Raw genomic sequence first — 13990 nt, forward strand, 5'->3', positions numbered from 1 at the left:
CCTGCGAGCGTAGTTGCTCGCCCGCGCGGTCAGACCAGGTTCACCGCGCGCGCCGAGACCGCCGACATCGCGTGCTCGATGTCGTCGAGGGTCTCCGCCGGGATCTCGGTGTCGACGGACAGGGCGACCAGCGCCTGGCCGCCCGGGGTCTGCCGGGACACCTGCATGCCGGCGATGTTGACGCCGGCCTCGCCGAGGATGCCGCCGACCGTGCCCACCATGCCCGGCCGGTCCGCGTAGGTGAGGAACGCCAGGTGCTGGGTCGGCTCGATGTCGAGGTCGAAGCCGTTGACCTCGACCAGCCGCTCGCGCTGGCCGATGCCGACCAGCGTGCCGCTGACCGAGACGGACGACCCGTCGGCGAGCGTGCCGCGGATCGTGATCAGGTTGCGGTGGTCGGGGCTCTCGGGGTCGATCACGAGCCGGACCGCCAGGCCACGCTCGGCGGCGAGCAGCGGCGCGTTCACGTAGGAGACCTGCTCCTCGACGACGTCGGTGAAGATGCCCTTGAGCGCGGCGAGCTCGAGCACCTTCACGTCGTACTCGGTGATCTCACCACGCACCTCGACGTCGACCTGCTGGGCCACCTCGCCGGCCAGTCCGGTGAACACCCGGCCGAGCTTCTCGGTCAGCGGGATGCCGGGGCGCACCTCCTCGGCGATCACCCCGCCCTGGACGTTGACGGCGTCGGGCACCAGCTCGCCGGACAGCGCGAGCCGGACCGACCGGGCGACGGCGAGCCCCGCCTTCTCCTGGGCCTCCGCCGTGGAGGCGCCCAGGTGCGGGGTGGCCACGACGTTCTCGAGCTCCAGGAGCGGGCTGTCGGTGCACGGCTCGACCGCGAAGACGTCGAGGCCGACGGCCGCGATCCGGCCCTCCTTGAGTGCGGCGTACAGGGCGGCCTCGTCGACGATCCCGCCGCGTGCCGCGTTGACGAGCACCAGCGACGGCTTCACCTTCGCGAGCTGCTCAGTGCCGATCAGGCCGACGGTCTCGGGGGTCTTCGGGAGATGGACCGACATGAAGTCCGCCTCGACGAGGAGCGTGTCGAGGTCGACGAGCCGCACCCCCATCTGGGCGGCGCGGCCGGCCTGCACGTAGGGGTCGTGGGCGATCACCCGCATGCCGAACGCCGCCAGCCTGTGGGCGACCAGCACGCCGATCCGGCCGAGGCCGACGACGCCGACGGTCTTCTCGTACAGCTCGGTGCCGGTGTAGCGCGAGCGCTTCCACTCCCCCGCCCGGAGCGCCGCATGTGCCGGTGACACGTGGCGCGCCGCGGCGAGCATCAGCGCCACGGCCAGCTCGGCGGCCGAGACGATGTTGGAGGTCGGCGCGTTGACGACCATGACGCCGGCCTGCGTCGCGGCCCGGACGTCGACGTTGTCGAGGCCCACGCCGGCCCGGGCGACGACCTTGAGCCGCCGCGCGGCGGCCAGGACCTCGGCGTCCACCCTCGTCGCGGACCGGACCAGCAGGGCGTCGGCGTCCACGATGGCGGCGAGCAGCTCGGCTCGGTCCGCGCCGTCGCAGCGACGGATCTCGAAGTCCGGGCCCAGCGCCTCGACGGTGGCCGGGCTCAGCTCCTCGGCGATCAGTACGACGGGCAGGTTCACAGCGATGCGGTCCTCGGCAACGAGTGGTTCAGTGGGCACGACGCTGTGCTCGTTCGCGACCCTACCGGACCGGTCGGCTCAATTGAGTGGCGTCCATCTGGCGAGGCCATCTACCCTCGTCGCGTCCCACTCCCTCCCGCAGGCAGGTTCTCTTGGAGCTCTGAGGTGTCCCTCGACCACCACCTCATTTCTGGAGCTCTGCCATGCCCGCACCCACCTCTGTCATCGCTGCGTCCGGCCTCGGCTTCGCCTGGCCCGACGGCACCCCGGTCCTCCAGGACCTCGACCTGCTGGTCTCCCCCGGCCGCTCCGGCCTCGTCGGCGTCAACGGCGCCGGCAAGTCCACCCTGCTGCGCCTCGTCGCGGGGTTGCTGACGCCGACCACCGGCGTCCTGAACGTCGCGGGCGAGGTCGCCTACCTGCCGCAGGACCTGACGCTCGACGTGACCCAGCCCGTCGAGGAGTTCCTCGGCATCGCGGCCGTACGCCGGGCGATCCGCGCGGTCGAGTCCGGCGCCGACGATCCCGCCCGCCTCCAGTCCCACCTGGACACGATCGGCGACGACTGGGACGTCGAGGAGCGAGCGGTCGCCGAGCTCGGCCGGCTCGGGCTCCCGCCCGACGTGCTCGACCGCCGGATGGGCGAGATCTCCGGCGGCGAGGCGACCCAGCTGGGCCTGGCCCGGCTGCTGCTGCGCCGACCCGACGTACTGCTGCTCGACGAGCCCACCAACAACCTCGACGCGGAGGCCCGGCAGCGCCTGTACGACGTCGTCGACGGCTGGAGCCGCTCGATGCTCGTGGTCAGCCACGACCGGGACCTGCTCGAGCGGATGGACCGAATCGGCGACCTGCGTGGCGGGTCCGTGCGGTGGTACGGCGGCGGCTACTCGTCGTACGCCAGCCAGGTCACCGCGGAGCAGGAGGCCGCCGAGCAGGCCGTGACCGCGGCCCGGTCGGACCTGCGTCGCCAGCGCAACGACCGGATCGAGGCCGAGCGGGTGCTCGCGCAGCGTCGCCGGCAGGGCAAGAAGGCGGCCGAGACCAAGGGCCTGCCGCGCATCGTCGTCGGTGCCAAGAAGCGCGCCGCCGAGGAGTCGGCGGCGAAGTACCGCCGGGTCCACGACGACCGCCTGGACCGGGCCCGCGAGCGCCTCGACGAGGCCGAGTCGCGACTGCGGGAGGACCGCGAGATCCGGGTCGACCTGCCCGGCACCGAGGTGCCGCGCGGGCGCGTGGTGCTGGAGGCCGCTCCCGACGACGAGCGGAGCCTGCCGATCAGCGGCCCGGACCGGGTCGGCCTGGTCGGCCCCAACGGCTCGGGCAAGACGACACTGCTGCACCGGCTCGTCGACCGGGCCCGGGTGCCGGTCGCCCTGCTCCCCCAGCGCCTGGACGTGCTGGACGACGACGACACCGTGTTCGGCAACGTCGCCCGGCGCGCCCCCGGCGCGGACGCCAACCTGGTCCGGTCGCGACTGGCCCGCTTCCTCTTCCGGGGCGGTGCCGCCGACCGGCGGGTCGGCGACCTGTCCGGGGGCGAGCGGTTCCGGGCGACGCTGGCCGCGCTGCTGCTCGCCGACCCGGCCCCGCAGCTGCTGCTGCTCGACGAGCCGACCAACAACCTCGACTTCGCGTCGTACGACGCCCTCGTGTCGGCGCTGGAGTCGTATCGGGGCGCGCTGGTCGTGGCGAGCCACGACTCGGCGTTCCTCGACGACATCGGCGTGGAGCGGATCGTCGACCTCGGAGCTCCCGAGCCGTCGGACGAGGCCTCGGCGGGCTGACCCTGGTGCGTCGTACCTGACCTCAGGGTCGCGGATTTTGCGGTTCCACGACACCTGGGTCAGGTGCGATCGGCGCGCACGACCACGTCTCGGTGCGGGAGCCACCAATCCGACAACGGGCCGAAAATCGCCTGCCGGTCCGGCCCGGGGGCTGACAGGCTGTCCCCATGCACCTCGAGACCGAGCGCCTGGTCATCCGTCCCTGGCGGCACGAGGAGGCCGAGCGGCTGCTCGACATCCTGAGCCGGATGGAGGTCATGAAGTGGCTCGGCGACGGGGAGCCGGTGCTGATGAAGGACCTCGACGAGGCGCACGCGCGGATCGATCGCTACAACACCGAGCGCGACCAGCCGCCACTGGGGATGTGGGCGGTCGAGCGCCGGAGCGACGGGGTGGTGGCCGGCACCGTGCTGCTGCTGACGCTGCCCAACGCCGAGCACGGCGAGGTCGAGATCGGCTGGCACCTGCACCCGGACTCGTGGGGGCACGGGTACGCGACCGAGGCGGCCGCGGCGGTGCTCGCCCACGGCTTCGCCGCCGGACTGCCCGAGATCATCGCGGTCAGTCACCCGACCAACGACGCGTCGCAGGCGGTGATGCGGCGGCTCGGTATGACCGACCACGGCGTGATCGAGAAGTGGTACGCCGACCCCTCGGCGTACTTCTCGATCACCGCGGAGCAGTGGCGCGCGGCGTGCAGCGGTTTCGAGGCTCGTCGCTAGCGCTCCTCGCACCTCAACCACCGTGGACCGCTCGTCGCTAGCGCTCCTCGCACCTCAACCACCGTGGACCGCTCGCCGCTAGCACTCCTCGCACCTCAACCACCGTGCGCTGCGGTGGTTGAGGTGCGAGCGAAGCGAGCCTCGAAACCACCGTGAGCGGTGCGGGCTCAGGTCTCGAAGAGCGCCTGACCGACGTACTCGCCCGCTCGGGCGCCGGGCGGCACGGCGAAGAGCGCCGAGCCGGTCACCTTGAGGTACTCCATCAGCGCGTCGGACTTGGCCATCGCGTTCTGGATCGGGATGAAGTGAGTGTCCGGGTCGCGCACGAAGGCGATGAAGAACAGCCCGGCGTCCAGGCCGCCGAGGGCGTCGGAGCCGTCGACGAAGTTGTAGCCGCGGCGCAGCATCCGCGCTCCGCCGTGGAAGTCGGGGTGCACCACCCGGACATGGGCGTCCTTCGGGATCACCGGGCCGGCGCTGCCCGGCATCGTGAAGTCGGGCTCGCTGAACTCGGTGCCGCCCGAGAGCGGCGCACCGGAGTCCTTGGTGCGCCCGACGAACTCCTCCTGCTCGCCGAGCGGCTGGCGGTCCCAGACCTCGATGGTCATGTTCATCCGGCGGGTGACGAGGTAGGAGCCGCCGGCGAGCCAGCCGGCCCGTGGGTCGTCGTCCGCGCCGACCCAGACATGCTCCTCGACCGCGGCGGTCTCCTCCGCCTTCACGTTGGCGGTGCCGTCCTTGAAGCCGAAGAGGTTGCGCGGGGTGGACTGCGAGGTGGACGTCGTCGACGTGCGGCCGAAGCCGAGCTGCGACCAGCGGACCGCGACGGTGCCGAACCCGATGCGCGCCAGGTTGCGGATCGCGTGGACGGCGACCTGCGGGTCGTCGGCGCAGGCCTGCACGCAGAGGTCGCCGTACGAGCGCCGCGGGTCGAGCATGTCGGCCGGGAAGTGCGGGAGGGTGCGCAGGGCCTCCGGCTGCCGGTCGGCGATGCCGAACCGGTCGCGGCCGCGCGCGTCGCGGAACAGGGTCGGGCCGAGGCCGAACGTGATCGTGAGGCCGCTGGCCGGCAGCCCGATCGCCTCGCCGGTGTCGTCGGGCGGCAGGTTCACCGCGCCCTCGGTCGGACCTACCTCGCCGGCCGGGAGCCCGCGGGTCATCCGGTCCGCGGCCTCGGTCCACGCCTTGAGCAGCGCGATCAGCTGCGCCCGGGAGCCCGTGGTCAGGTCGAACGCCGCGAAGTGCAGCCGGTCCTGCGCCGGGGTCGTGATGCCGGCCTGGTGCTTCCCACGGAACGCGAAGGCGTCGTCGCTGCCCGGCGGGTCCGGGCTCTCGGAGCCCTCGGCGGCGGTCGCCCGGCCGACGGCGAAGGCACCGGCGGCCAGTCCGGCCGCGGCCACGCCGCCGCCGACCAGGCCCCGTCGGGAGATGTGCTCGCTCAGGACAGCACCGCCGCGGTCAGGTTGGCGAGCGGCTCGGACAGCGCGTTGACGGCGTTCGAGAGCTGCTGGACCTGGTCCTGGCTCAGGTCGTCGTAGTACACGAAGCCGGTGTCGGTGCGCTGCGCGTCGAGCAGCTTCTGCAGCGCCGCGAAGCGCGCGGTCAGTGTCGTCGCGAGCTCGGGGTCCTTCTGCTCGACGATCGGCTGCACGCCCTCGTAGGCGACGCGGGCGCCGTCGACGTTGGCCTGGAAGTCCCAGAGGTCCGTGTGCGACCAGATCTCCTCCTCGCCGGTGACCTTGCCGGTCGCGACCTCCTCGAGCAGGCCCCGGGAGCCGTTGGCGATCTGGTCGACGGTGTAGGTGAGCCGCTGGACGCGCTTGTCGAGGGTCTCGGTGTTCTTCATCAGATCCTCGGCGTACGTCGCCCGCTCCTGGTCGGTGAGCGGGGTGTAGCCGGTCGCCGGCGGCCAGAGGTCCTTCTCGATCCGGTGCCAGCCGGTCCACTCCTGGCCCTCTTCGAGATCGGCCTCGCGGGCGTCCATCATCGGGTCGAGGTCGCCGAAGGACTCGGCGACCGTCTCGATCCGCTCCCAGTGCACCCGGGCCTCCGGGTAGAGCGCGCGTGCCTCGTCGTCGCGGCCCGACTTGTAGAGCTCGACGAACTGCTGGGTCTTGGCCACCAGCTGGTCGGACTGGTCCTGGACGTAGGCCTGGTAGTTCTTCAGCGCCTGGCCGACCAGCTGCTGGTCGTCGGCGGAGACGGCGGGCTCCTCGTCGGACTTGCTCACGGTGAAGTCGGCGCGGATGCCGTCGCCCTTCATGCCCGGCTTGCAGGCGGTGACGTACGAGCCGGCCGGCGCGTTGACGACGAGCTCGCGCGAGAGCTGGGGGCCGATGTTCTCGACCTCGCCGACGATCCGCAGGCCGTCCTCGCCGAGCAGGTAGAACTCCGTGACCTGCGAGCCGTCGTTGGTGACCTTGAACCGCAGGGTGCCCGAGGGCGCGTCGACGGCCGAGAGGTCGCACGCGTCGTCGGTCGAGGTGACCGAGACGGTGCGGGCGTCGCCGGACCCGGAGTCGTCGCCGCGGGTGTTCTCGGTGCAGGCGGCGACGAGCGGGACGGCCGCCACCAGGGCGATCGCGAGGGGCTTGCGCATGTGGTCGGTCCTTCTGGGACGGTCAGACGAGGGGTCCGCTGACGGGAGTGGGCGTGGGGGCGGAGGTCGCGCGGCTGCGCCGGCGCGCCGAGACGAGGAAGAGCGTCATGACGGGTACGACGTACAGGACCCAGACCGCGGCCTCGAGCACGGTCGTCTGCGGGGAGAAGTTGAAGATCCCCTTGAGCAGGGTGGCGTACCAGGTCGTCGGGTCGATCGTGTCGGAGACGTCCCAGGCCAGGGTGTGCAGCCCGGGCAGGATGCCGGCCTCCTGGAGGTCGTGGACACCGTAGGAGAGGACGCCGCCGGCGACCAGGATCAGGAACGCGCCGGTCCAGGTGAAGAACTTGCTGAGGTTGATCGAGATCGCGCCGCGGTAGAGCAGGTAGCCGAGCAGCACCGCGGTGGCGATGCCGAGTGCGGCGCCGAGCAGCGGCTGCCAGGTGGCGTTGGTGTCGCGGGAGACGGCCTCAGTCGCGGACCATAGGAAGAGCGCGGTCTCCAGGCCCTCCCGGCCGACGGCGAGGATCGCCACCAGGACCAGGGCGAACCACGAGCCCTCGGCGGCCGCGTCGATCTGGCCGCGCAGCTCGCCGCTCAGCGAGCGGGCGGCGCGGGCCATCCAGAAGATCATCCAGGTGACCAGGCCGACCGCGACGATCGACAGGGTGCCGCCGATCGCCTCCTGCGCCTCGAAGGTCAGCCCGCGCGGACCGAAGAACAGCGCGAAGCCGAACCCGAGGGCGATGGCCACGGCGAGCGCCACCCCCACCCAGATCCGGGGCAGCAGGTCGCGCCGGTCGGTCTTGACCAGGTAGGCGACCAGGACGCTGACCACCAGCGAGGCCTCGAGCCCCTCACGCAGGCCGATCAGGTAGTTGGCGAGCACGAACCCTGATCGTACGCTCGTCAGTTAGGTTTGCCTAACCAACTGTGAGTCAGATCGCACAGCCGTCGGGGCCGCAGGCCTCCGCATCGCCGCCGACGGCCTGGAGCACGGGGTGGGCGTCGGCCCAGGCCTGCTGCAGCACTTGGGCGAAGACCTCGGCCGACTGGGCGCCGGAGACGCCGTACTTCTGGTCGACGACGAAGAACGGGACGCCGCTGGCGCCGTACGCCCGGGCCTGGGCGATGTCGGCCGCGACGTCGTCGGCGTACTCCTGGCTCGTCAGTACGCCGCGCACGCGGGCCTCGTCGAGCCCGGCCGCCACCGCGATCTCGGTGAGGACGTCATGGTCGCCGACGTTGCGGGCCTGCTCGAAGTACGCCGAGAGCAGCGCCTCCTTCAGCTCGCGCTGGCGCGCCGGACCACCGGTCGCGAGCGCGAGGTGGAGCAGCCGGTGCGCGTCGACGGTGTTGGTGTGCACGGTCTCGAAGAGCCGGAACGCCAGGCCCTCCTCGGCGGCGAGGTCGATGAGCTGCTGCTGCATCTGGCGCATCTCCGCCTCGCTGCGGCCGTACTTGCGCGCGATCACGCCGGTCGAGAGCTCGTGGCCGTGCTCGGGGGCCGAGGGGTCGAGCTCGAAGGAGCGGTAGACGACCTCGACGTCGTCCGCGTGCTCGAAGCCGGCCAGGGCGGTCTCCAGACGACGCTTCCCGACGTAGCACCACGGGCAGACGACGTCACTCCAGATCTCGATCTTCACGTCGGGCCAACGCGACCGGCGGACCGAATGTTCCGAATCCAGACGTTCCGTGACCGATGGTTTCGAGGCTCAGGCGCCAGCGCGCCTTCGCACCTCAACCACCGCCACGGTGGTTGAGGTGCGAGGGCCGCCAGGCCCGAGCCTCGAAACCACCGCCCGCGCACGCCCCCTCGGTCTCAACTTCGGCCCATCACTGGACGGTTCTCGTAGATCGTATATTCTTATATCTATGATTCGAACCGGCGGCGCGCCGCTCACCATCGCGGGCGGCATCCGGGAGTTCGCGATCGCGAGCCCGCGCGCCACCGCGGTCGTCGACGGCGACCGGACGTTGACCTTCGGGGCGCTCGACGAGCGGGCCAGCCGGCTCGGCGCCCGCCTGCTCGAGCGTGGGCTGCGCCGCGGCGACCGGGTGGCGGTGCTGCTCGGCAACCGGCTGGAGTACCCCGAGATCGCGGCCGGCATCGCGAAGGCCGGCCTCGTCATGGTGCCGCTCAACCCGCGGCTCGCCCCGAGCGAGAGCCGCTACATCCTCGAGCACTCCGGTGCCCGCGCACTGGTGCTCGACGCCGCGCTCGCCGCCGTCGCCGGCGACATCGACGACCTCCGGCTGGTCGTGCTCAGCATCGGTGGCACCCAGCTCGGCCCGGACTACGAGGCCGAGCTCGCGGTCGCGAGCTCCCGCGACCCAGGTGTCGCCGTCGCGGAACAGGACCCGTTCTGCATCGCCTACACCTCCGGCACCACCGGGCGACCCAAGGGCGTCGTCATCTCCCATCGCAGCCGGGCGCTGACCTTCTACCTGAGCGCCCTCGAGTGGGGGCTCGGTCCCGGGCGTACGTCGGCCGCCGTCGCGCCGATGTACCACGGCGCCGGGTTCGCCTTCGGCTACGCGCCGGTCTTCTGCGGCGGCACGGTCACCATGCTGCGGCACTGGGACCCCGAGGAGTTCCTGGCGCTGATGGCCCGGGACCGGGTGCGGTCGACCTTCCTGGTCCCGACCCACGCCCAGATGCTGCGCGGGCTCGGCGAGGGCGCGGTCGCGAAGCACGACCTCGGTGCACTCGACACCCTCTACTTCAACGCCGCCGCACTCCCCTGGCCGCTCAAGCAATGGGTGATGAGCGAGTTCCCCGGCCGCGGCATCCACGAGCTCTACGGCTCCACCGAGGCCGGCATCATCACGAACCTCCGCCCGGCCGACCAGTTCACCAAGCCCGGTTCCGTGGGCCACGCCTGGTTCATGACCGAGCTGCGGGTCGTCGACGACGCCGGCGACCCCGTGCCGGCCGGCGAGCCGGGCGAGCTGTTCAGCCGCTCGCCGTTCCTGATGAACGGCTACCACGACGACCCCGACGCGACCGCGGCGTGCACGACCCACGACGGGTACCTCACCTGCGGCGACGTGGTGGTCCGCGACGACGACGGCTACGTGCACGTCGTCGACCGCAAGAAGGACCTGATCATCTCCGGCGGCGCCAACGTCTACCCCCGCGAGGTCGAGGACGTGCTCGCGCAGCATCCCGCCGTCGCGGAGTCGGCGATCGTCGGCCTGCCGAGCACGACCTGGGGCGAGGAGGTCGCGGCGTACGTCGTGCTGCGCGACGGCCGCGCGCTCGACGACGCGCTCGCCGGCGACCTCGAGAGCCACTGCCGCGACCGGCTCGCCGGCTTCAAGATCCCCCGTCACTGGAGCGCCCTCCCGGCACTCCCCCGCAATGCCAGCGGCAAGGTCCTCAAGCGCGAGCTGCGCGACCGGGCCCCCGCCTGACCCACCCCACCCATCACGACCGGAGGAAACGTGCGACCCCACGTCGAGCTCATCCAGGAAGACGACTACGTCTGGCATGCCGCGGAGCTGCCGGCCGGGGAGGGCCGGGCGAGTGAGCGCCGGCTGTCCGTGGACGAGGAGGACGGCTCCTCGTCGTTGCGGGTGGACTTCCACACCGACTGGGGTCGTGGTCCGGGCATCCATCACGCGAACACCGAGTACTACGTGCTCGACGGGGAGATCGACTACGGCGGCCGGAAGATCGGCAAGGGCGGCTACGTCTACGCGCCGAAGGGAGTGCCGACCGACTACCTCAAGATCGCCGAGGGCACCCGGCTGCTGCACTACCGCGAGTACGGCGATGCCGGGTTCGACCCGGTCGAGTCCCTCGGCGGTGCCCGGTCGTGGGCGGAGGCGCGCGAGGAGGTCATCGTGATCGACTCCGAGGCGATGAACTGGGACGCGGTCCCCAACCCCGGCCCGATGCCCGGTCTGTTCATCAAGTACCTCCACGTCGACCCCGTCACCGGCTTCTACACCCGCCTGGTGCACGCCCAGGAGGGCTGGAGCGACCACCGCCTCGCGCACCACCCGTGCTACGAGGAGGCCTACACCACCCAGGGGCTGATGGAGTACAACTTCGGCACCCTCGACCTCGGCACCTACTTCTTCCGGCCGGCGCGGGTCAAGCACGGCCACTTCACCTCGATGGAGGGCGGCTGCACGTGGCTGCTGCGCTCCGACGGCGAGCTGGCCAACTGGTACACCCAGAACGAGTGGGTGCGCTGGGGCGGCGAGGGCGTCAACTACGGACCCGCGGGCCTGCAGGAGGAGCCGCACCCGCCGGTGCGCTGGTCGCACTCGACCCACGACCTCGCGACGCCGTGGCGCTCCGACGAGGACATGCGCCAGATGACGGCGTCCTGGCAGTTCCAGATCGACCAGGGCCAGGACAACTCCCCCGTCAAGCACCAGGGCACCGGCGCCGACCCCTCACTGATCGCGATCCTGAAGGCCATGGACGCGGCCAACCTGCAGGGCGGCCACGGCGGTCACGACCACTCGCACGATCACGACCACGCGCACGACCACGCGCACGACCACGCGCACGACGAGTCCGCCACGCCGGACTGGGGCTTCTCCGGCCGCGAGGTGGAGCATCCCGACGAGCGGACCGGCACACACGCCCACAACTGGGGCACCCGGGTGGACTGGCAGGACGGCGACCCGATCCCGGCTCCGATCATCTCCTCGCTGCCCGTCCGCAGCCGCTCCCGCGGCCGCTGGGACGGCGACGGAATGTGACGGGCCGCAACTGATGGAAGCGGTCCACGGGTTCAACGGCCACAGCCTCGCGGTCTTCCTGCACATCGTGCTGTTCGCCTACTGGCTGGGCGGCGACGTCGGCGTCTACTACGCCAGCCGCTACATCCTCAGGTCCGACCTCGGGCCGGAGGCGCGGGCGGTGTCGACGAGGATCATGCACGGCGTCGACATCGCCCCGCGCATCTCGCTGGTGCTCTTCCTGCCCAGCGGGATCACGCTGATGGCGGTCGGGCCACTGGGCGACGAGTTCTTCGTCGACGGCTGGCTGCTGGCCCTCGTGTGGGTCGCCGGCCTGGCCTGGCTGGCGGTCTCGCTCATCGACTACCGCGGCGGCGACACGCCCCTCGCTCGCCTGTCCCAGAAGGCCGACCTGGTCGTGCGCTACGGGCTCAGCGCCGGGCTCGTCGGGGTGGCGGTCTACACGATGCTCGCCACCGAGCCCTTCGGCGTCGACACCAACCCGACGTGGCTGGGCGCCAAGGTCGCGGCGTACGGGCTGTGCATCTTCTGCGGGGTGATGATCCGCCGGCAGCTCCTGCCCTTCGGCCCGGCGTTCGGCAGGCTCGTCACCAGCGGGTCGACCCCGGAGGTCGAGAGGGCGATCCTCGGCTCGATCCGGCGGTGCGAACCGTGGGTCTACTCCATCTGGACGCTGGTGCTGGTGGCGGCGCTGCTCGGCGTGGTGAAGCCGGGCTCGACGGCGTTCTGACCCCACGGCCGACCCAGCGGCCGACCAGCGGCTCAGGCGGCGGGCAGGATCACGGTGAACGTCGTGCCCTCGCCCAGCCGCGAGCCGACCTCGACCCGGCCCTGGTGGCGCTCCAGGATCGTGGCGACGATCGCCAGGCCCAGGCCGGTGCCGGGCTCGCGCAGCGCGTCGGGGTTGGTGGTGCGGAAGAACGCCCGGAACAACCCCTCCTGGTCGTCCTCGGAGATGCCCAGGCCGGTGTCGGCGACACCCAGCACGACCTCGCCCGCGCGGCGCGCCGCCGACACCGTGATCGAGCCGCCCGCCGGGGTGTACTTCACGGCGTTGCTGACCAGGTTGCCGACGAGGCGGTCGAGCTCGACCGGGTCGCCGGGCACCATCAGCCCCTCCGGCTCCAGGTCGACGGTGACCGTGAGCCCCTTCGACCTGGCCGTCGACTCGACCAGTGACACGACGTCGCGGGCCACCGTGCGCAGGTCGACCGGGACCCGCGTGAGCGGGTGCTGCGGGTTGCTCACCCGGGCCAGCAGGAGGAGGTCGTCGACGACCTTGCCCATGCGCTGGGTGCCGCGGTTCATCGCCTGCTGGTAGCGATCCGCCTGCGGATCGAGGTCGAGGGTCCCGAGCAGCTCGAGGTTGCCCGAGATCACCGTCAGCGGCGTCCGCAGCTCGTGGGAGAGCGTCGCGATCAGCTGGCTGCGGTGGTCATCGATCTGTTGCAGCTCGCGCACCAGGTTGCGCTCGCGCTCCAGCGCCCCCGCGGTCACCAGGGCGGCGCCGAGGTCGTGGCCGATCTGCAGCGCGGAGTCGATCTCGACCTGCGACCACGGCGGTTGGTCGGCGTGCCGGGAGAGCGCCATGAAGCCCACGCACTCCTCGCCGACGCCGAGCGCGACGCCGAGCACCGACGACACGTCGCGCTGGAGGAAGTGGTCGCGGATCTCGGGCACGTCGGGTGGGATGCTGTCCGCGGTGATCACCACCGGCCGCTGATCGGCCCACAGGCTCGGCGCGACCCGCACGGCCACGTCGACGAGGTCGCGCGAGATCGGGACCAGCCGGCCGGCGTCGGTGCGTACGACGCCCACCCCGGGTCCGTCTGGCTGGAACACCTGGAGCCACGATCCGCGGGCGTCGAAGCCGGTGACCAGCGGGCCGTGGGTGTGTCGCAGCACGTCCTCGAGCGAGCCGTGGGTGGGGCGCGAGGCCGAGCGGATCAGCCGGCGCGCGGATTCCGCGTGGGCCACCTGCTGGACCAGCGCCTCGCGCTCGAACGCCGTCAGCACGGCGCGCTCGGCCTGCGCGGCGTACCGCTCCAGGAGGCCGCGTTGCCGATCGTCGGGCCGCCGGCCCGACGAGGGCCGGTCGACGGACAGGATGCCGACGACGGCGCCGTCGTCGTTGCTGAGCACGGCGAGCAGCCCATCGGTCGGCCGCCAGGCATCGGGGTGCGCGCTGGCCACCTGCTCGACCTCGACCCAGTGGCCCTCGAGCTCGGTGAGAGCGGTGGCCTCGATGAACCGGAGCCGCGGACCCCACGGCCGCGCCCGCTCCAGGACGGGGGTGATGACCGAGACCGGGTCGCTCTCCTCGACGTACGCGCGGTGCTCCTCGGGACCCGTGTAGGCCATCGTGACCAGCTCGTCGCCGAGCACCACCGACAGCGCCGCCACCTCGAAGCCGACCATCTCCGCCACCGACTCCACCATCAGCTGCAGCACGGCACGCGCCGACGAGTCCGACCAGGTCGCGTGGTCGGACTGAATCCTCGATCCGTCAGGCCCCACGGGGCGAACCTATCGCTCGGCGCGCCC

11 protein-coding genes are annotated in these 13990 nt (G+C 71.9%); 5 read left to right on the forward strand and 6 right to left on the reverse strand.

The annotated features are described in order from the left end of the window. Positions 1–29: 29 nt before the first annotated feature. The gene (gene serA / locus KM427_RS17940; RefSeq protein ID WP_252274630.1) at positions 30–1616 is read right to left on the reverse strand and encodes a phosphoglycerate dehydrogenase; all 1587 of its coding nucleotides are present in this window, start codon (positions 1614–1616) and stop codon (positions 30–32) included. 203 nt (positions 1617–1819) lie between these two features. Here serA and KM427_RS17945 point away from each other — a divergent pair, with 203 nt between their 5' ends. Further along, on the forward strand, positions 1820–3403 hold the full coding sequence (locus KM427_RS17945) for an ATP-binding cassette domain-containing protein (RefSeq protein WP_215524789.1): 1584 nt from the start codon (positions 1820–1822) through the stop codon (positions 3401–3403). Between the two features lie 167 nt (positions 3404–3570). Next, a complete protein-coding gene (locus tag KM427_RS17950) occupies positions 3571–4125 on the forward strand; it encodes a GNAT family N-acetyltransferase (protein WP_215524790.1) in 555 nt (184 codons plus the stop codon). Between the two features lie 167 nt (positions 4126–4292). Here the strand turns inward: KM427_RS17950 and efeB are convergent, their stop codons facing one another. From efeB to KM427_RS17970, 4 genes are read right to left on the reverse strand one after another with little or no spacing between them, the layout of a single operon-like run. Next, on the reverse strand, positions 4293–5525 hold the full coding sequence (efeB, locus tag KM427_RS17955; protein ID WP_252274632.1) for an iron uptake transporter deferrochelatase/peroxidase subunit: 1233 nt from the start codon (positions 5523–5525) through the stop codon (positions 4293–4295). A 38-nt stretch (positions 5526–5563) separates the two neighbouring features. Continuing rightward, positions 5564–6724 carry an iron uptake system protein EfeO gene (gene efeO, locus KM427_RS17960; RefSeq protein WP_215524791.1) on the reverse strand — a complete coding sequence of 387 codons (1161 nt, stop codon included), beginning with the start codon at positions 6722–6724 and terminating at the stop codon, positions 5564–5566. 22 nt (positions 6725–6746) lie between these two features. Beyond that, on the reverse strand, positions 6747–7613 hold the full coding sequence (efeU, locus tag KM427_RS17965) for an iron uptake transporter permease EfeU (RefSeq protein ID WP_215524792.1): 867 nt from the start codon (positions 7611–7613) through the stop codon (positions 6747–6749). Positions 7614–7662: 49 nt separating this feature from the next. Continuing rightward, positions 7663–8370, reverse strand: coding sequence for a DsbA family oxidoreductase (locus tag KM427_RS17970; RefSeq protein WP_215524793.1), 708 nt, complete (start codon positions 8368–8370; stop codon positions 7663–7665). Positions 8371–8599: 229 nt separating this feature from the next. Here KM427_RS17970 and KM427_RS17975 point away from each other — a divergent pair, with 229 nt between their 5' ends. From KM427_RS17975 to KM427_RS17985, 3 genes are read left to right on the forward strand one after another with little or no spacing between them, the layout of a single operon-like run. Then, positions 8600–10141 (forward strand): class I adenylate-forming enzyme family protein, encoded by a 1542-nt coding sequence (locus tag KM427_RS17975; protein WP_215524794.1) that lies wholly within the window; start codon positions 8600–8602, stop codon positions 10139–10141. Between the two features lie 30 nt (positions 10142–10171). Next, positions 10172–11446 carry a DUF4437 domain-containing protein gene (locus tag KM427_RS17980; protein WP_215524795.1) on the forward strand — a complete coding sequence of 425 codons (1275 nt, stop codon included), beginning with the start codon at positions 10172–10174 and terminating at the stop codon, positions 11444–11446. A 13-nt stretch (positions 11447–11459) separates the two neighbouring features. After that, entirely contained in the window at positions 11460–12176 is a 717-nt protein-coding gene (locus KM427_RS17985) for a hypothetical protein (RefSeq protein ID WP_215524796.1), read from the forward strand. 32 nt (positions 12177–12208) lie between these two features. Here the strand turns inward: KM427_RS17985 and KM427_RS17990 are convergent, their stop codons facing one another. Further along, entirely contained in the window at positions 12209–13897 is a 1689-nt protein-coding gene (locus KM427_RS17990) for a sensor histidine kinase (protein ID WP_215524797.1), read from the reverse strand. Positions 13898–13990 lie beyond the last annotated feature (93 nt).

The organism is Nocardioides sp. LMS-CY (genome assembly GCF_018732145.1).
Taxonomy (GTDB): Bacteria; Actinomycetota; Actinomycetes; order Propionibacteriales; family Nocardioidaceae; genus Nocardioides; species Nocardioides soli.